Origin of the sequence: Vibrio diazotrophicus (assembly GCF_038452265.1) — a bacterium.
GTDB classification, from domain to species: domain Bacteria; phylum Pseudomonadota; class Gammaproteobacteria; order Enterobacterales; family Vibrionaceae; genus Vibrio; species Vibrio diazotrophicus.
The window spans coordinates 1,166,722-1,184,580 of record NZ_CP151842.1; the positions used below are offsets into that span (position 1 = coordinate 1,166,722).

The 17,859-nt window shown below is 42.6% G+C and carries 18 protein-coding genes; 9 read left to right on the top strand and 9 right to left on the bottom strand.

Features of this window, described 5'->3' with window-relative positions; genetic code table 11:
- Positions 1-64 precede the first annotated feature (64 nt).
- From AAGA51_RS05255 to AAGA51_RS05265, 3 genes are all read left to right on the top strand, one after another.
- On the top strand, positions 65-841 hold the full coding sequence (locus tag AAGA51_RS05255; RefSeq protein ID WP_042486669.1) for an ABC transporter substrate-binding protein: 777 nt from the start codon (positions 65-67) through the stop codon (positions 839-841).
- 125 nt (positions 842-966) lie between these two features.
- Positions 967-1,698 carry an ABC transporter permease gene (locus tag AAGA51_RS05260; protein ID WP_042486666.1) on the top strand — a complete coding sequence of 244 codons (732 nt, stop codon included), beginning with the start codon at positions 967-969 and terminating at the stop codon, positions 1,696-1,698.
- Between the two features lie 2 nt (positions 1,699-1,700).
- Complete coding sequence (locus AAGA51_RS05265) at positions 1,701-2,378, top strand: ABC transporter permease (RefSeq protein WP_042486663.1); 678 nt, start codon at positions 1,701-1,703, stop codon at positions 2,376-2,378.
- Between the two features lie 97 nt (positions 2,379-2,475).
- Here the strand turns inward: AAGA51_RS05265 and xthA are convergent, their stop codons facing one another.
- On the bottom strand, positions 2,476-3,282 hold the full coding sequence (gene xthA, locus AAGA51_RS05270) for an exodeoxyribonuclease III (protein WP_042486661.1): 807 nt from the start codon (positions 3,280-3,282) through the stop codon (positions 2,476-2,478).
- 251 nt (positions 3,283-3,533) lie between these two features.
- Between xthA and AAGA51_RS05275 the strand changes: the two genes are divergently transcribed.
- Positions 3,534-5,654: a methyl-accepting chemotaxis protein gene (locus tag AAGA51_RS05275; protein WP_042486658.1), complete on the top strand. Its 2,121-nt coding sequence runs from the start codon at positions 3,534-3,536 to the stop codon at positions 5,652-5,654.
- 40 nt (positions 5,655-5,694) lie between these two features.
- Here the strand turns inward: AAGA51_RS05275 and rsmS are convergent, their stop codons facing one another.
- The 4 genes from rsmS to dinG form a co-directional block, all read right to left on the bottom strand.
- Positions 5,695-5,865, bottom strand: a complete 171-nt coding sequence (gene rsmS / locus AAGA51_RS05280; RefSeq protein ID WP_042486656.1) for a pleiotropic regulatory protein RsmS — start codon at positions 5,863-5,865, stop codon at positions 5,695-5,697.
- Positions 5,866-6,414, bottom strand: a complete 549-nt coding sequence (locus AAGA51_RS05285; protein WP_042486653.1) for a primosomal replication protein — start codon at positions 6,412-6,414, stop codon at positions 5,866-5,868.
- The gene (locus AAGA51_RS05290; protein WP_042486916.1) at positions 6,411-7,190 is read right to left on the bottom strand and encodes a TSUP family transporter; all 780 of its coding nucleotides are present in this window, start codon (positions 7,188-7,190) and stop codon (positions 6,411-6,413) included. The genes AAGA51_RS05285 and AAGA51_RS05290 overlap by 4 nt, the downstream gene beginning before the upstream one ends.
- A gap of 199 nt (positions 7,191-7,389) precedes the next feature.
- Positions 7,390-9,465 carry an ATP-dependent DNA helicase DinG gene (gene dinG / locus AAGA51_RS05295; protein WP_042486650.1) on the bottom strand — a complete coding sequence of 692 codons (2,076 nt, stop codon included), beginning with the start codon at positions 9,463-9,465 and terminating at the stop codon, positions 7,390-7,392.
- Positions 9,466-9,976: 511 nt separating this feature from the next.
- Here dinG and AAGA51_RS05300 point away from each other — a divergent pair.
- Both AAGA51_RS05300 and AAGA51_RS05305 read left to right on the top strand, forming a co-directional pair.
- The gene (locus AAGA51_RS05300; RefSeq protein WP_042486647.1) at positions 9,977-10,966 is read left to right on the top strand and encodes a porin; all 990 of its coding nucleotides are present in this window, start codon (positions 9,977-9,979) and stop codon (positions 10,964-10,966) included.
- A 110-nt stretch (positions 10,967-11,076) separates the two neighbouring features.
- Complete coding sequence (locus AAGA51_RS05305; protein WP_042486644.1) at positions 11,077-11,742, top strand: YccT family protein; 666 nt, start codon at positions 11,077-11,079, stop codon at positions 11,740-11,742.
- Positions 11,743-11,823: 81 nt separating this feature from the next.
- Here the strand turns inward: AAGA51_RS05305 and AAGA51_RS05310 are convergent, their stop codons facing one another.
- The 4 genes from AAGA51_RS05310 to AAGA51_RS05325 form a co-directional block, all read right to left on the bottom strand.
- Positions 11,824-12,291, bottom strand: a complete 468-nt coding sequence (locus AAGA51_RS05310; protein ID WP_081878720.1) for a YchJ family protein — start codon at positions 12,289-12,291, stop codon at positions 11,824-11,826.
- Between the two features lie 65 nt (positions 12,292-12,356).
- A complete protein-coding gene (locus tag AAGA51_RS05315; RefSeq protein WP_042486640.1) occupies positions 12,357-13,571 on the bottom strand; it encodes an EAL and HDOD domain-containing protein in 1,215 nt (404 codons plus the stop codon).
- 100 nt (positions 13,572-13,671) lie between these two features.
- Complete coding sequence (gene lpxH, locus AAGA51_RS05320; protein ID WP_042486638.1) at positions 13,672-14,400, bottom strand: UDP-2,3-diacylglucosamine diphosphatase; 729 nt, start codon at positions 14,398-14,400, stop codon at positions 13,672-13,674.
- A 62-nt stretch (positions 14,401-14,462) separates the two neighbouring features.
- Positions 14,463-14,957 carry a peptidylprolyl isomerase gene (locus tag AAGA51_RS05325; RefSeq protein ID WP_042486635.1) on the bottom strand — a complete coding sequence of 165 codons (495 nt, stop codon included), beginning with the start codon at positions 14,955-14,957 and terminating at the stop codon, positions 14,463-14,465.
- Positions 14,958-15,102: 145 nt separating this feature from the next.
- Between AAGA51_RS05325 and cysS the strand changes: the two genes are divergently transcribed.
- The 3 genes from cysS (at position 15,103) to ruvA (ending at position 17,852) form a co-directional block, all read left to right on the top strand.
- On the top strand, positions 15,103-16,485 hold the full coding sequence (gene cysS / locus AAGA51_RS05330; protein ID WP_042486633.1) for a cysteine--tRNA ligase: 1,383 nt from the start codon (positions 15,103-15,105) through the stop codon (positions 16,483-16,485).
- A gap of 103 nt (positions 16,486-16,588) precedes the next feature.
- On the top strand, positions 16,589-17,110 hold the full coding sequence (ruvC, locus tag AAGA51_RS05335) for a crossover junction endodeoxyribonuclease RuvC (RefSeq protein ID WP_042486630.1): 522 nt from the start codon (positions 16,589-16,591) through the stop codon (positions 17,108-17,110).
- A 124-nt stretch (positions 17,111-17,234) separates the two neighbouring features.
- Positions 17,235-17,852, top strand: a complete 618-nt coding sequence (gene ruvA / locus AAGA51_RS05340; RefSeq protein WP_042486627.1) for a Holliday junction branch migration protein RuvA — start codon at positions 17,235-17,237, stop codon at positions 17,850-17,852.
- Positions 17,853-17,859: the final 7 nt, after the last annotated feature.

A 17,859-nucleotide genomic window follows, 5' to 3' on the forward strand; every position in this document is an offset into this window, starting at 1 on the left:
TTCTTAAAGATGGGCGGAGAAAACTAAAGTAAAAATAAAACACAACAATCACAGGAGTATGGAAATGAAAAAGTGGTTATTAGTTGCGGCAATAGCTGCTACAGCTGCGACCGGTGTTGCCCAAGCGAAAGAGTGGAAAACTGTACGCTTCGGTATTGAAGGCGCTTACCCTCCGTTTAGCTGGACAGAATCAGATGGTTCTCTGAAAGGCTTTGACGTTGATATGGCAAACGCGCTTTGTGAAGAGATGGCAGTAAAATGCCAAATCGTTGCTCAAGACTGGGATGGTATTATTCCTTCTCTACTTGCTCGTAAATACGACGCAATCATCGCAGCGATGTCTATCACTGAAGAGCGCAAGAAGAAAGTCGATTTCACTAGTAAATATGCACTGATTCCTAACAAATTTATCGCTAAGAAAGGCGCGGGTTTAGATTTCTCTAAAGAAGGTCTTAAAGGCGTTAAAATTGGTGTGCAACGTGCAACCACTCACGACAAGTACCTGACTGACAACTACGGTGATTCTGTAGAAATCGTTCGTTACGGTTCGTTCGATGAAGCTTACCTTGATCTTGCAAATGGTCGTATTGCTTCTGTTCTAGGTGATGCGTCTGCACTAGAAGATGGCGTACTAAACAAACCAGGTGGCGAAGGCTATGAATTCGTTGGTCCTTCGTTGACTGATCCTAAATGGTTCGGTGACGGTTTTGGTATTGCAGTTCGTAAACAAGATAAAGACCTGACTGAAAAGCTAAATGGCGCTATCGCTTCACTTCGTGAAAAAGGCGTTTATCAACAAATCGCTGCCAAATACTTCAAATACGACGTATACGGCGATTAATAAGCCTCAAATGTCTCTGTCGTGCTGAACGACAGAGACGTAACAATAATAAAGGCATTCTTGGTTGTTGGTTCCTAGTTCGTAGCAGTACCCAGCAGCCAAGCTTTAAGGACTAGGAAGTTTTTATGCTGGATCTACAGGGATATGAAGCCTCTATCGCAAAGGGGGCTGTACTCACCATTGAAGTTGCAATACTTTCACTATTGTTAGCCGTTGTGCTTGGCATGTTAGGAGCTCTAGCGAAGTTATCTCCTTACGCTTGGGCTAAGGGTATCGCGACTCTTTACACCACCATTATTCGTGGCATCCCAGACCTTGTTCTGATGATGCTGATTTTCTTCGGTGGTCAAATCTTATTAAATAACAGTCTTTACTCAATCAACGAATCTCTAAATAACTGGCTTGGTACTGCCGATGAATGGGTTCAGTATGTGCCTGATTACATCGATGTGAGCCCTTTTATTGCTGGTGTATTAACGATAGGGTTTATCTTTGGTGCATACATGGCAGAAACCTTTCGCGGCGCAATCATGGCGGTGGATAAAGGCGAAATGGAGGCGGCTAAAGCTTATGGTATGAGCGCTGTATTGTCGTTCAGACGCATACTTCTACCGCAAATGATTCGTCACGCGCTACCGGGGTTTGGTAACAACTGGCTGGTACTGCTGAAAACGACTGCGCTGGTTTCTATTATCGGTTTAGAAGATATGGTTCGCATGAGTTCATTGGCTGCTGGTTCGACGAAAATGCCATTTACCTTCTACATGACGGTTGCAGTCATATTCCTTGTTTTTACCAGCATTTCGACCGGCCTGCTTAAGCTAGTTGAGCGTAAATTTAGTATTCATACGAGGTAGATATGGACTTTTCACTGATTATTGAAAGCCTTCCAATTTACTTTCAAGGCTTATGGACAACAGTATGGTTAGTGTCTCTCTCTCTGATCATTGGTATATGTATTGCAATTCCTTTAGCTATCGCACGTAACAGTAAAAACTATGCGCTGAATTTGCCTTCTTGGGGCTACATCTATTTCTTCCGAGGTACGCCATTACTGGTGCAGCTATATCTGATTTACTACGGTATGGATCAGTTTTTCCCTGTAAAAGGAACCCTTTGGGAAAATGCGTGGTTCTGTGCTTTGGTGGCGTTTATTCTCAACACTTCTGCCTACACCGCAGAGATTGTGCGTGGTGCAATTAATGGTCTGCCAAAAGGTGAAGTTGAAGCCGCTAAAGCTTATGGTATGAGTGTATTCCAAACTTATCGCCGTATTATTCTGCCAAGTGCACTTCGTCGTGCATTGCCGGCTTACAGTAACGAAGTGATTTTTATGATTCACGGCAGTGCAGTGGCAGGTATCGTTACCATTATGGATTTAACGGGTGCTGCACGTTTGGTGAATTCACGTTATTACGCACCATTTGAATCATTCTTAACAGCTGGTCTGTTCTATATGAGCTTAACCTTCATTGTACTTTGGTGCTTTAAAGGTGCTGAAAAACGTTTCTTGCGCTATTTGCGTCCACTTAGCTAACGTTTCTGAACAACCACATCTGCGATTTAGGTATGAAATAAACAAAGCCCCTGAGTAGGGGCTTTGTCATATTAGGAGCGAAATATCACTGGGATGACTAGTTGAATACCGACCAGATAGGTGCGTGGTCAGAAGGTTTGTCGATGCCGCGAAGTTCATAGTCGATATCCGCCTCAACACATTTTTGAGCCAGCGATGGCGTAGCCAAAATGACATCAATCCGCAGACCTCGGTTGTCATCAAAGCCACGAGAACGGTAATCAAACCACGAGAACTTATCATCAACGCTTGGGTGAAGTTTACGGAATGTGTCTTCGAAGCCCCAATCCGTGAGTGTTTTTAGCCACTCGCGTTCCTCTGGTTGGAATGAACATTTACCGGTTTGTAGCCAACGCTTGCGGTTGGCCTCGCCAATGCCGATATCTGAATCGATTGGGCTGATGTTAATGTCACCCATAACAATAAGCTGTTCATCACTGCTATGGTGCTCAGTTAAATACGTCATTAAATCTTTATAAAACTGGCGCTTGTATGGGTATTTAATTTCATGTCCGATATTGTCGCCTTGCGGGAAGTAGCCGTTAAGAACAGTCACTTTTTCGCCGTTGTCATCCAAGAATGTCGCCATGATCATACGCTTTTGATGATCTTCGTTGTCGGTAGGAAAACCTTTCTTAACTTCAATAGGTTCTTTCTTGCAGAGCATAGCCACACCGTAATGTGCCTTTTGCCCGTGAAAATAGACGTGATAACCCATGGCTTCGACATCTTCGATAGGGAAGGCTTCATCGTGAACTTTGATTTCTTGTAAGCCGATAACATCAGGCTGATGTTTATCAATCAGTGCTTTGAGTTGGTGAAGCCTTGCTCGTAACCCATTGATGTTAAAGCTGATAACTTTCATTGGTTAGTCCTTAATTTGATGTTTATTAAGTCGTTACTAATTGAATTGATTACATAAAAAGGTAACAACGAACGAGATTGATGTTACCACTTAGCTTGAACAGAACAAACCGAAGAACTCGCTCAAACTGATTGTGTCCGAAAATGGTGAGTTTTGTGTCAGATTTGTATTGATATATCGATAGATTATGGTCTAATTTCTAGCTATCTCATTCGATTATATGAGTTTAAACGCTAGCATAAGGATGTTGTATGCGAACACTATCAGTTCAGTGGAAAATTACACTGCTGGCAGGTTTTTGCCTGCTCGTAACCTCGTTATCTCTTATCGGGTTTTCGGTTTACAATGCTGTTACTAATCAGCAGGTCATTAAAAATCAGAGCGCTGAATCCGTTATCAATAAGTCTCAACAATTACTGAAAACCCGCGCACAGTTGAATTCCACTGAAATATCAGAATATCTCAGTGAAGCGATTTATCGTGCAGAAATGCTCTCTTCAACGTCTTTATTCCTAAAGAAAAACTCGGAAGACAACTTCGGTGAAAGTGAAGCGCTACGTACAGCGCTTAACGAAATGGTTCGCAAATCCGTACTAGATTTCCCAACCATCGAAGGCGCTTACCTAGTATTCAAACCTAACGCTCTCGATTCTGAAGACAGTAACTATGTGAATGCCGATTATGTTGGTTCCAACGATATCGGACGTTTTGCTCCATATTGGCGATCTGCCGATGATGGCCAGAATGCAATAAATGAAGTTTTAACTGAGAAACAGCTGTCTGATAACGAAAATAGCGAGCGTTTTGCCTGCCCGATTAATGACGGAAACGCTTGTGTAACTTCGCCACGATTAATTAGCCAAGGAACAGAGCAGTTTTTGGCAACTTCTATTTCAGTTCCAATCGTTGTTGATGAGGAAGTGATTGGCTTTTACGGAATCGATTTAAAGTTAGATCCTTTGTTGGTTGTCGCGAAAGACTCTGATAGCAGCTTATTTAATGGTGAAGGCAAAATTTTCATTATTAGTTTGGATGGAACACTTATCGCCAGTGATGATCAAGCTCTGACTATTGGACAACCATTTGGCGGCTCAAGCGTTTCTAAAGACAAGGTTTCAAGGCTTTTGTCTGGTAAAAAAGTCGAATCATTGTGGAGTGAAGATGGGCAATGGATGACGGTGTTTGCACCGATTACCGTTGCTAATCAGACTTGGGGCGTGATATTCGAGATGCCCCGTAGCAGTGTTCTTAAAGATGCAGACGAACTCGATAGCGTAATTACTGCGCAAGTAGAAAGTGGCGTAAAAGTAGAATTGCTTGCTGGGTTATTATTTGCTGTTTTGGGGTTAACGGTGATTGCTTACACAGCGTCACGCATAGTAAAGCCAATTCGTGAAGTCGTCGTGCGTTTGAATGACATTGCTGATGGTGAAGGCGACTTAACTCAGCGTTTAGATGTTCAATCGCAAGATGAAATCGGTCAGTTGGCTCACGGGTTCAATAAGTTTCTAGACAAACTGCAATCCACAATAAGGCAAGTGATTGAAACCACTCATTCAGTTGCGGACACCACTGAGCAGGCAAAGATCACTGCTGGTGAGACAAGACGTAGCAGTGAAGCGCAGTTTAGAGAAGTCGACCTTGTTGCTACCGCCTCTGAAGAGATGACGCAGACAGCGAGCTTAGTTGTCCAGAATGCAGAAAATGCGGTACATGCAGCAGAGCAAGCAAATGAGTCTGCTCGTATCGGTCAGGAAGTGATTAAAACTTCGGAAGCTGAGATGCTCAACTTGGTCAATACCATGAACCGCGCCGTGCCTATTGTTGAAGATCTAGCGCGTAACAACGTCAATATCACTGATATTCTTGAGGTGATTGAAGGCATTTCAGAACAGACGAACTTACTCGCACTCAATGCTGCTATTGAAGCGGCTCGGGCAGGAGAGCAAGGAAGAGGCTTTGCAGTGGTTGCAGATGAAGTTCGCAACCTTGCTAGTCGGACACAGGCGTCGGTTGGTGAAATCCGAACAGTGATCGAGAAAGTTGAAAAAGGCACCCGTGATGTGGTGAACGCTATCCAAGAAGGCAACAGTTTGGCGAATGGGACGGCGTCGCATGTACAGCAAGCCGTGTCTGAGCTGAACAAGATTTTCGATGCCATCTCAGCGATTAACGATATGAACTCTCAGATTGTGAAAGCCGCAGAAGAACAGCAAACGGTTTCCGCTGAAGTGAATCAAAACGTGGCGAATATTCGGGATCTGAGTGCTCAGATACTAGAGCAGGCTGGGGAATCTGAAGCTGTAGGTGCAGAAATTAGCTCACTCTCAAAACAGCAGCAAGCACTGGTGAATCAGTTTAAAGTGAGTTAATAGCTTCTAAGTAGTTTATTTTAATAAAGAAGAGCGCGAATTAAGCGCTCTTTTCCTTTTCTAACTTAGCTTGAAAATCGGACTTTACGATTTCTAACGCTGCGAGAGCAACTTTGGTGTCGACGTTATTGGATTCCAGAAGACAAATAAGATCAACGGCAAGCTTGATTTCATCGGGTGCATTTTCTAAAGAAGAGCTGGTGTCGTTCATTTATTGATTCTTCTCTCTAAAGGTAATCTGTTTTTCAATTTTTGTTTTCGCTTCCTGACAGCGTTTAAGTCTCTGTTCCGCTGCGAGCAACGCTTGCTGAGCACTTGTTTTCTCAGCTCCAAACGTGCCCTCGACTGCCATTTGCTTATCTTGAACAAGGAGCATCAGTCTTCGTTCCCAGTCTTGGTGCTGTGCAAGATCCTGATACAAATCGCTGATTGGCTTCCTTGTGTCTCTGTAATGTTTTGGTTCTTTCTTGCGAATAGCTTGGGTTGACATTTCGCGCTGAATTGCGCCAATCTGAGCAAGAAGACGTTCTGTAAGATACTCCGCCCGAGGTTGAGTCAGTTTTCCCGCCTTTTGCTCTCGGAGAATGGCATTCAATGTACTTTCTGTTTCTATAACACACGGAGTCAAAAGCTTACCGTGGCAGTGAAACAAGGTGTCATCAAACAAAGGGCGATAGTGTTCACCTCGAGTTCGGTCAATCAGTGCAGCAGTTGATTTAAGTTCTTCAATGATCGAATTTAATCTAGACAAGTCTTTCATAGCGTCACAAACCAAGCGTCATAAGCAAGTTTTACCGCAAGTATACTGACTACGGTGACAAATACAGGGCGAATAAATTTAGCGCCAAAACGAATCGCGGAATGCGCTCCGACAAAAGCGCCAGCCATTAAACAAACACCCATGGTTAAACCGAGTACCCAGTCAATATGGCCTAAAATCGCGAAGGTGATCAACGACGTCAGGTTGCTGGTGAAATTCATTGCTTTGGCTAAACCAGATGCCAACAGGATGTTTAAGCGATAAAGCGCCATGGAACTCACTGTCCAGAATGCCCCTGTTCCTGGGCCAGCTAGGCCATCGTAAAACCCTAAGCCAAAACCTTGTAGATATTGCTTAGTATTGAATTTCTTACATCCGGCAGGCATTTCATTTTGTACCGTTGTAGGGGCTTTGTGCCAAACTGTATAAATTGCAGCAGCAAGAATGATTAACGGGAGCACTTTTTGTAACCAGTCGGTGCTGATAGCATCAACGACAAGGGTACCCACAGTTGCACCGATTAGAGTCATCACGAACGCTCGCAGCCAGTACTTCGGCTTAAAGAGCTTCTTTCGGTAATAAGTAAATGCAGCAGTGGAGGATGCAAAAGTCGCAGCAAGTTTATTTGTACCCAGAGCAATATGTGGAGGCAGCCCTAAAGAAAGCAATGTAGGGACAGTTAGCATGCCACCACCGCCGGCGACAGCGTCTATAAATCCAGCAATAAAAGCTACTAAAGCCAACACGACCAACATGGTTGGTTCGACAAATTCAATCAAAAATACGTTCCTGATTTCTATTTTTTTAAGTGATAAGTAGGGGAGGATCAACCCAAACTATTGGGGCTGCAGTCAAGCAGCAAGCGAATGAGACCTCATGAACATAGTTTACTTTTTCTTTAATGATAGTGATTGGCGCAAATGAACAGCATCAACTCCCTTGCAGTAGCAAACAGCAAGGGAACTAGCACGTTTATTAATATTCGATGGTTCGCTTAAACGGAGGAAGGGAGTCTAACAACGCCTTTCCGTATCGTTTTGATACCACTCTGCGATCAAGTATCACGACTCTACCAGAATCCTGCTCTTTACGCAGCAAACGTCCTACAGATTGAATCAGCTTTTTACTTGCTTCTGGTACCGATATTTGTAAAAACGGATTACCGCCACGATGTTCAATATACTCAGCGTGTGCCTGCTCTACAGGTGAGGTTGGAACAGCAAACGGTATCTTGGTAATAATCAGGTTTTCTAATAAGTCACCCGGTAAGTCTAATCCTTCCGAAAAACTTCCCGTACCAAATAACACGCTTGTTTTTCCGCACTGCACGAGCATTTTATGTTTTTTTAGAATTTCTCCGCGAGATTTTTCACCTTGAATCTGAAGTGTCCAACCCTTTTGAGTGATGGTTGAGGACAACTTTTCCGCGACTTCTTTCATCTGCCAATAAGAAGCAAACAAGACAAGGTTGGCTTTGTCAGCAACTAGATACTCTTTTACTTTATCAGCGAGATAAGGAGTAAAATCTTTCGCAGGTGGTTCAAGTTTCATTACAGGAACCAACAGTTCTCCCTGCTCTATGTAGTTAAACGGTGATGCCAGTGAGAGAAATTGAACACCATCTTCAGGTTTTTCACTGATACCTGCTTGGCGACAGAAAAAACTGAACGAGTTGAGAGCCCGTAATGTTGCTGATACCAGAATAGCACCGATACAACGACTCCAAATTTGTTGATCAAGCTGCCAACCGATTTCTAAAGGAGAAACGTGAACTGTAAAGTCGCCTTCACGTTCAGTATGGGTTTGTAGCCAACGAGCCAGCGGTGCGCCTTTTTCTCGTTTAGGTTCAGCCATTAGGTTCCATACTTGGTATAAATTGTCTAAACGTTGAATGTAGAAACCCAGTTCCGTCAGCGCAGGCTCAGCTAAGCGAGAAGCCAGTTCTCCTTCCTTTACTTTTTCCGCTATCAAATCTGCAATTTTCGCAACACTTTGATTAGCCTTCTGGCTCTGGCGTTTTAGATGCTTTGATTCTTCTTCCAGCCACTGAGGCAAATCGCCGTGCTCAAAGCGATAAATGTTGTCTTCAAAAGAAGCGGGATCAAAGCGCTGGGTCAGCTGGCTTAATCCAGGAATTAACTCTTGGATTGCGGTTTGTGCTTCATCTAAAAAGCGAGATGCCCGTTTTGCATCAGCGAGATTGCTCAATTTAGGTAAAGAGCGGTTGAGACTTTCAAGCCAAGAGGCTGCCCCTTTTAACGAAGTTGCGGCTGAAGCGTGATCCCTAGCAACATGAGGAAGGTGGTGTGCTTCGTCGAAGATATAAATTGTGTTTTCAGGCTCAGGTAAGATAACACCGCCACCCAATTCGGCATCTGCCATCACTAAACTGTGGTTTGCAATAATCACATCCGCTTTATCGAGTTCTGAACGTGCTTTTTGGAATGGACAGTGTCTGTGTGCCGGAAAGCTGCCGTTACAGCTGTGTTTGTCGCTGACAATAGAGCTCCAGATTTCATCACTGATCGTTTTAGGCCAGGAATCTCTGTCTCCGTCCCAGTTTCCTCTATTAAAGGCGTCAAACATGGTCTCTAACATGTTGATGTCAGCAGCCTTGGGCTTGGTTTCAAACATTGCGAGTTGAGCACCATCTGCGCCTGAAGCTGCGGCCAACTTTTCAGCGCAGCAATAGCGTTGGCGACCTTTAGCAATAATAAACGTAAAAGTTTGGTCAGTGATTCGTCTATATAGAGGTAAATCTTTATGAATCAGCTGTTCTTGCAATGCAACTGTGGCGGTGGATACCACAACTTTACGATTATTGGAGACCGCGACAGGAATCACTCCCATTAGATAGGCGAGTGATTTACCAATTCCGGTGCCAGCTTCAGCCACCATCATCCGAGTTGACTTGTGATAGCTGCCACACAATGTCTTTGCAATTTCTGCAACAAGAAAGTTTTGCGCTCGGCGAGGAACGAAATTATCGAGCTGATTTTGCAGGTTTTGGTAACTACTGCGGATCGATTGTTGGATTTTTTTTGTAAGCATAACGAGCCCTGCGTGACGGGAATCGCATGTTAGCACAGTTTACAAATCCTACGTAGCTCACGAATTTGCATCATTTTAAAAGGAATATAGATCTCCTTCACAAAAAAAAACTGAACCTTCAGGAACTTAAATTTAATTTACAAAATAAAAAATATAAAACTTTACAATATTGATAACGAGTTTATTTAATTCTAATTAATGCGTATTTGAATGTATTTTTCAGAATTAAATACCAATCTAGTTGTTTGTGAAACGTTTACATTTTTATGAATATTTCAATACATCCTGTTTGATAAATGTTCATTTTTTAGATTAAGTTAATGATTTAAAATGATTTTATTTATTTTTATGCGACCAATTTAGAGTATTTGACACGCAGGATATTCTTTTGCAATCTAAACCTCGAAATTTAGTGGCGGTAGGAACTAACCGAAGAGTTGGTCACTACCATCAAAAATAAAAGGGAACCGGACAAGGATTTCCCAAATTTAAGAAAAGGCAGTGGATTATTATGAAAAAGACTCTATTAGCACTAGCTGTTCTTGCAGCAGCAGGTTCAGCACAAGCTGGTATCGAACTTTACAACCAAGACGGTGTAACTGTTAACCTTAAAGGTGACATCGAAATCACTTACCAAAACTCTACTTCTTCAGCTTCTATGAGCCAACAAATCGAAGATGCAGATTTTGGTTTTGATGTACGTTACGCAATCAATGACCAAGTTTCTTTTGGTGCAATGTGGGAGTTTAACGGTTCAGACACTAACAACGAAGAGTGGACTAAGAACGGCGATAACTACGTTGCTCTTTACACTGCGGACTTTGGTTCTATTAAGTTAGGTCGTCTATGTACTGCAATCGATGATATTGGTATTGGTAACGACTACCAATTCGGTATTGATGCATTCTTCTCTTCTGACACATTTGAATGTCAAGACGAAGCGGTTCGTTATGACTACGACAATGGCATGTTCTACGCAACTCTTGGTTATGTTCAAAACAAGATTGACGGTAAAGTTGGCAAAAACAATGCTAATGACAATGCTCAAAACCAAGGCTCTGAAGGCGATTACATTGATGGTTATGTAGGTGTTCGTGTTGCTGGTTTCGACCTTAAAGCAATCGTGGCAGATTACGATGATGATCAAGCAAACGGCACTTCAAATACTCTATTTGGTGCTGAAGTTGCGTACGGCGCTATTGAGAATTTAAATCTGTCAGTAGGTTACTACACAGTAGATCGTACTGAAGCTAACGCTAATCAAGACAATGACACTTGGGCTCTAGCTGCTGATTACACTATGGGTAAATGGAACTTTGGTACTGGTTACTCTGATTCTAGCTCAGATGTTGCTAACACTGATTCTTCTCGTTGGTTTGTAAACGCTGGTTATGCTTTGGCTCCTTCTACTACTGCATATGTTGAATTTGCAGGCGTAGATAGCGATGAGACTCTTAACAACGACAACCTAGCAGCTGTTGGTGTTAAAGCTTCTTTCTAATTTCTTAAGAAATTGAAATTTTATGTAAAAGCCACCTTATGGTGGCTTTTTTACTTAATATACTTTTGGTAAAAGTTATTAATACAATATGAATAATTAAGGGTGAGTGGATGACTAACAAATTATGGGCTGTTTTGGTAGCTGCGTTCTCTTTTAGTGGCATTTCTGTTGCTGCAAGTATTATTCCTAGTTCGGGTGTTTCAATACTTTACGTTAATGGTCAACCTGCAGAAGAAAAGTTGGCAGAGAATCAGCTCAAAGACGGCTTTAATCAGGTTGTAGTGCGTATGGATAAAAATATGGCACCTGCTGGAGCGAGTAGTTCTGATGTCTTTACTTCAAAACCATATGTTTTAAATATTGAAAATGTGCATAGTGATTTAAAAATTGCTCATCCTCAAGCTCGTAGCAAAATGGAAGCAGATAAGGCTTTTAAATCTGACCAACCAAATTGGTTACTTGAGCAGGATGGAAAAGTAATTAGCTACAAGCAAGAAGTTCTAAAAGGTAAGTCTGGCTTATTTCCTTATCTAGGTATGGAGAAGTTGATTGCGGAACATAACCAATCTCGTGGTATTTACTTTGAGAATGGTCAGGTTGTTGATCAGCCAGTAGCAGTCCAAGTTGCTAAGGTTACTGCAAACTCAGCAACAAGCGATAAAGCACCTAAACCCCAAGTCATTACGAACAATGTTGAACAGTTAAAAGCTTGGTATTTGCAGTCATCAACCGAAGAGCGTAAGGCCTTCCGCCGTTGGATGATTGACCAAGAGTAATTTAAAGCGCCAGTCTAGAGACTGGCGTTTGCTTTTATAGCGGTTTGGTATTTATTTTCGAATAAAACGAAGCGGGTAGATTTAGCCGCAGCACTTTTTATACTTCTTACCACTGCCACATAGACACGGGTCATTGCGGCCGATTTTCTTAGCTTCATAAGACTTTGGAAACTCACCGTCTATGTAAAACCATAGGCTATCTTCACGGATAAAGCGCGAACGCTCTTCTAAACACAGTTCTTTGCCTTGGTCTTTCAAATATGCTTTGAAATGGACAAAGCCTTCGTTGGCAGTTGCCCCATTTTCGCTGTTGATCACTTCTAATCTGCACCAATCACTATTGATAGAATCTGCAATCGCTGCTCGGTCGTTTTCAGCATTGCAAGAAGGGTGATAGGTATTCACAACGAAATCGACTAAGCCTAGTACATGGGCACTATAACGAGCTCGCATTAGTTGCTCAGGAGTGTGAGCAAGAACATGGTCGTTGTGGATAGGTTGGCAGCATTCCGAATAGGATTGTGTATTTCCGCAGTAGCAACTAGTCATTAGGTATTGGATATAAAATGGCTTCAAAAAGTGAAGCCAAGTTTAGGGATGTGCAGAGGGAAAGTCTATATATCGACTTGCAGTAGATCTGCGCTCCATTGAAGAGCTTCATCATAACACTGACTTAATACTTCATCGCTCAGTTCTAAACTGATGCCCAATTCAGAAACTCTCTCCCAGTCGGCATGCTCATAGGCTTTTGACAGTGATAAAATCTTGCCTAAAGCTCCTTCACCTTTGGTTAATGCAAGCTTCACCGCTTCATCGATGGGAATGAGTTCAACGATACTTTCTAGAGGTTGATCTAACAGGCAGTCGAGCAACGAAAACATTCCGGTAAGGAACGCAAGATCTGCGTCACTACGTTGTCCGCTTTTGCACCACGCCAATTGACAAAAACGAGCGCGTTGAATGGAAAGGCCATAGAGATAGTTAGGCTTAGAGCTGTCAGTTGATGCAATGGCCACTAGAGAAATAAACTGACGCAGGCGTTGTTCACCTAAATACACCAGTGCTTGCTTAAATGACTGAATCTTTGAGCTAACGATAGCTGAAGCATTAACAAAAGTGAGCAGCTTATAGGATAGCGACAGATCTCGAGCTATCAAGGATTCTAATTCCTTGTAGTCTATCTCTTCTTTCGCTATCTCTTTACACAGCTGAACTATGGTTAAAAACGTTGGCTGCAAAGCTTTGCGTTGGATGATCTCAGGCTTACTAAAGAAATAACCTTGAAAATAGTCAAACCCAGCTTTTTTCGCTTGCTCAAATTCATCATAGGTTTCAACTTTCTCGGCTAAAAACTTAATTTTTGAACCTCGCAGTTTACTGATGAATAGACCCGCTTTTGCGATGGGGACGATGCGAATATCAAATTTGATGAAAGAGACATAAGGTAAAAAAGGCTGCCATTCTTTACTTGGTACAAAGTCATCTAGCGCAATTCTATAACCTTGTTTAGCCATCTTTTTAATCGCGTCTAAAAGCTCTGATGTAGGCTCACAATCTTCTAGAACTTCAACCACTAAACTGTCTGACGGGAAGAGCGTAGGGACAAGGTTCACTAAGCTCTGATAAGGGAAGTTTACAAAGCCTACGTGATTACCCAATGTCTGATAGTGGGTCGAAAGGAAATGATCCGAAAGCAGTCTGCTGGTTGCTTTATCGGGATCTATTTCAGGAAAAGTGTTCTTCGGCCCGTCTCTGAATAGTAGTTCATAACCGAAAGTTTTTCGGTCACTATCTAATATAGGCTGTCTAGCGATATACGAGTACTTCAAGGCTTTACCCTAACTCCATTTTTGGTGTGCCAATTATATCAATATAAAATCGATTTATTGTGCACATACTCAAATCCCTCTGCGACATCGATCACCAATTTTATGATGCAAATTTTTTGTTTTGCAGTTCATATCCATGGTCTGAATAAACAAGTATAGAGCCTTGTGTGTACCAATCACCTAAAACGATGCGAGTCTTTTCTTCACCTGATGCTGAAATCTTATGGATGTTTGGGCGATGAGTATGTCCGTGAATCATGGTATTTACCTGATGCTTTTCCATCACAGCCAAAACTTCGCTGGGGGTCACATCCATAATAGACATTGATTTGTTGCTTTTATCGCTGCTGGTATCAGATTGGATCTTTCTTACAATTCGAGTTTTGATGAAGAAAGGTAGGCGATTGAAAACCCACTGTAACCACGGTTTATGCACTTTCTCTCTAAATGCTAAATAGCGAACGTCTTCTGTGCATAATGTATCACCATGAAGTACCACGACTTTTTCACCGTAAAGATCAACAACCTGTTCTTCTTCGAGCAGAGTGATGCCGGTTTGTTTTGCAAATTTCTTTCCAACAAGAAAATCACGGTTGCCGTGTGAGAAGAATACTGGGACGCCTTTGCTAACTAGTGTTTTAAATTCGCTTTTAATCTGCTCGGCAAAGTTGGTCGGATCATCATCACCAATCCAAAAATCGAAAAGATCGCCTAGTACATAGAGTGCGTCTGCCTTAATGGCGTCTTCACGCATAAAAGAGATAAAACAATCGGTAATATCTGGGCGCTTAGGAGTGAGATGGAGATCTGAAATAAATAATGTATGCATAGGAAGAGTATTTTATGTTGAGTGATAGGCAGTGGAGCGCATTTCGCGCTCCACTTTAAAGATTACTCTTCGATAGTTGTGCCAGTAATGACAACATCTTCTAGTGGTACGTCTTGGTGCATACCGTAAGAGCCAGTGCTTACACCTTTAATTTTGTTTACTACATCCATGCCTTCTACAACTTCAGCAAAAACACAGTAACCCCAACCATCTAAGCTTTCTGAACGGAAGTCTAGGAATGTGTTGTTGTTTACGTTGATGAAGAATTGAGAACTTGCAGAGTGTGGTTCCATAGTACGAGCCATTGCAAGCGTGCCTACTTTGTTGCTTAGGCCGTTGTTTGCTTCGTTACGGATAGGTGCGCGAGTCTCTTTTTCACGTAGACCAGAAGTCATACCGCCACCTTGGATCATGAAGCCGTCGATAACACGGTGGAAAAGAGTGTTGTCGTAGAAACCATCACGGCAGTACTGTAAAAAGTTTGCGCTAGTTTCTGGCGCTTGCTCTGTATTCAGCTGAACTTTAATGTCACCAAAGTTTGTATGAAGGGTGATCATGTGCATTACCTTTGCTTGTTTTGTATGAGTATTGGATTTTAGCTTAACTTTTTGCTCATTCAAAACATCAAATGGATGACCTAGCGATAACAGAGTTGTTATACTGCACAACTATTTTGGTTTTAACGGTAATTAGATAGAGATCATGCTGAAAATATATAACTCACTAACAAAACAGAAAGAGGAATTTAAACCCATTACTGCTGGTAAAGTCGGCATGTATGTCTGTGGAGTGACCATATATGATCTTTGTCATATCGGACATGGCCGTACATTCGTTTCATTTGATGTTGTTGCGCGTTACCTTCGTTACTTGGGTTACGATTTAACATTCGTTCGTAATATCACTGACATCGACGACAAAATCATTAAGCGCGCCTCTGAGAATAAAGAGTCATGTGATTCACTGACTGAACGCCTGATTCAAGAAATGTACACAGACTTTGATGCGCTAAACATCAAACGCCCTGATATTGAACCTCGTGCAACGGCTTATATCCAAGAAATCATTGAACTGGTTGAACGTTTAATTGAGCGTGGCTTTGCTTATGTTGCGGACAACGGCGACGTAATGTTTGAAGTAAGCAAATATGATGAATACGGTAAGTTGTCTCGCCAAGACCTAGACCAACTGCAAGCTGGCGCTCGCGTTGATATCGAAACAGCAAAACGTAGCCCATTAGACTTTGTACTTTGGAAAATGTCTAAACCGGGAGAACCGACTTGGGAATCGCCATGGGGACCGGGTCGCCCAGGTTGGCATATTGAGTGTTCAGCGATGAACTCTTCGATCTTAGGTAATCATTTCGATATTCACGGTGGTGGCTCAGATCTAATGTTCCCACACCATGAAAATGAAATTGCACAGTCTTGTTGTGCGCACGGTACTCAATATGTAAATACGTGGATGCACAGTGGCATGGTGATGGTAGACAGAGAGAAAATGTCGAAATCACTAGGCAACTTCTTTACTATTCGTGATGTATTGAACCACTACGACCAAGAAACGGTACGCTACTTCTTGATGTCGGGTCATTACCGTAGCCAGCTGAACTACAGCGAAGAGAACCTGAACCAATCGCGTGCTTCTCTTGAGCGTTTATATACTGCACTTCGTGGTTTAGATATGAACGCAGCCGCAGCGGGTGGTGAAGAGTATGTTAGCCGCTTTACAGCTGCGATGAATGACGACTTCAATACACCTGAAGCTTATTCTGTGCTGTTTGATATGGCTCGCGAAGTGAACCGTCTTAAGAACGAAGATATGGCTCATGCAAGTGCTCTTGGCGCATTAATGCGTGAACTTGCTGATGTGATTGGTATTTTGTATCAAGACCCAGAAGTTTTCCTAAAAGGCGGTCAAGGTGACGATGATGAAGCGGCAGAAATTGAAGCTTTGATTAAGTTACGTAATGACTCTCGCGCTGCGAAAGATTGGGCAAATGCGGATTTAGCTCGCGACAAGCTTAACGAGATGGGTATCGTTCTAGAAGACGGTCCAGCAGGAACAACTTGGCGTCGTAAATAATTCGTTTTAGGTTTTAGATCGTGGGCGTAAGCCCACTTTCTTTATCTAGAATATTTTCGTTTTCTAGATTCTTTTTGTGTTCTTCAAACTTAAATGGCACTGAATGTCGATTATTTTAGGGATTGACCCCGGCTCCCGCATAACGGGCTATGGCGTAATCAAACAACAAGGCAGACACCTCTATTATTTAGGTAGTGGCTGCATTCGCACCTCAGAGAAAGATCTTCCCACGCGCCTAAAGCAAATCTATGCAGGTGTCACCGAAATCATTACTCAGTTTCAACCGGATGTATTTGCTATCGAGCAAGTCTTTATGGCGAAGAACGCTGACTCTGCACTCAAGCTAGGGCAGGCGAGAGGCAGCGCTATTGTTGCAGCTGTAAACGCAGACCTGCCGGTTTACGAGTATGCAGCACGTCTAATCAAACAAGCAGTTGTTGGCACTGGTGGTGCCGATAAATCCCAAGTTCAGCATATGGTTCAACAAATGTTGAAGTTACCTGCAAAGCCACAAGCGGACGCAGCCGATGCGTTGGGTGTTGCTATTTGTCATGCCAATACCAACAAAACATTGATAGCTCTGGCTGGTAAAGCGACAGGTGCCAGAAAAGGGCGCTACCGATAGGTTTGAATTCGATCTGGCACAGAAGAAAGTGTGAGAAATTCCTTACCTATCTTTTACTGGCTATATATCCAGTTATTTATTATCATCTTTTCCATTACAAATTTCCCAACCAAAGGAATCTCAAGTGATTGGACGTCTTCGTGGCACTCTAATAGAAAAGCAACCACCAGAACTATTAATTGAAGTTGGCGGCATTGGTTATGAAGTGCAAATGCCTATGAGTTGTTTCTATGAACTACCAAACATCGGTGAAGAAGCCATCATTTATACTCACTTTGTTGTCAGAGAAGATGCACAGCTTCTTTACGGTTTTAATACTGTTAGTGAACGAGCATTGTTCCGTGAAGTGATTAAAGCAAATGGGGTGGGTCCTAAAATGGGCTTGGGTATTCTGTCTGGTATGACGGCATCTCAATTTGTTTCTTGTGTTGAGAGAGAAGACATTTCAACTTTGGTTAAATTGCCAGGTGTCGGTAAGAAGACGGCCGAGCGCTTAGTGGTTGAAATGAAAGACCGTTTGAAAGGCTGGGGGGCAGGTGACCTGTTTACGCCAGCTACTGACGCTGCTCCAATTGATTCTCGACCGAATGTACAAGAGCAAGGTGCAGAAGATGAAGCGGTAAGCGCTCTGCTCTCACTAGGCTACAAAGCACCACAAGCGGCTAAAGTCGTGTCTCAAGTTGCTAAACCAGGAATGACCAGTGAGCAACTTATCCGTGAAGCATTGAAATCCATGGTTTAGAATGTTT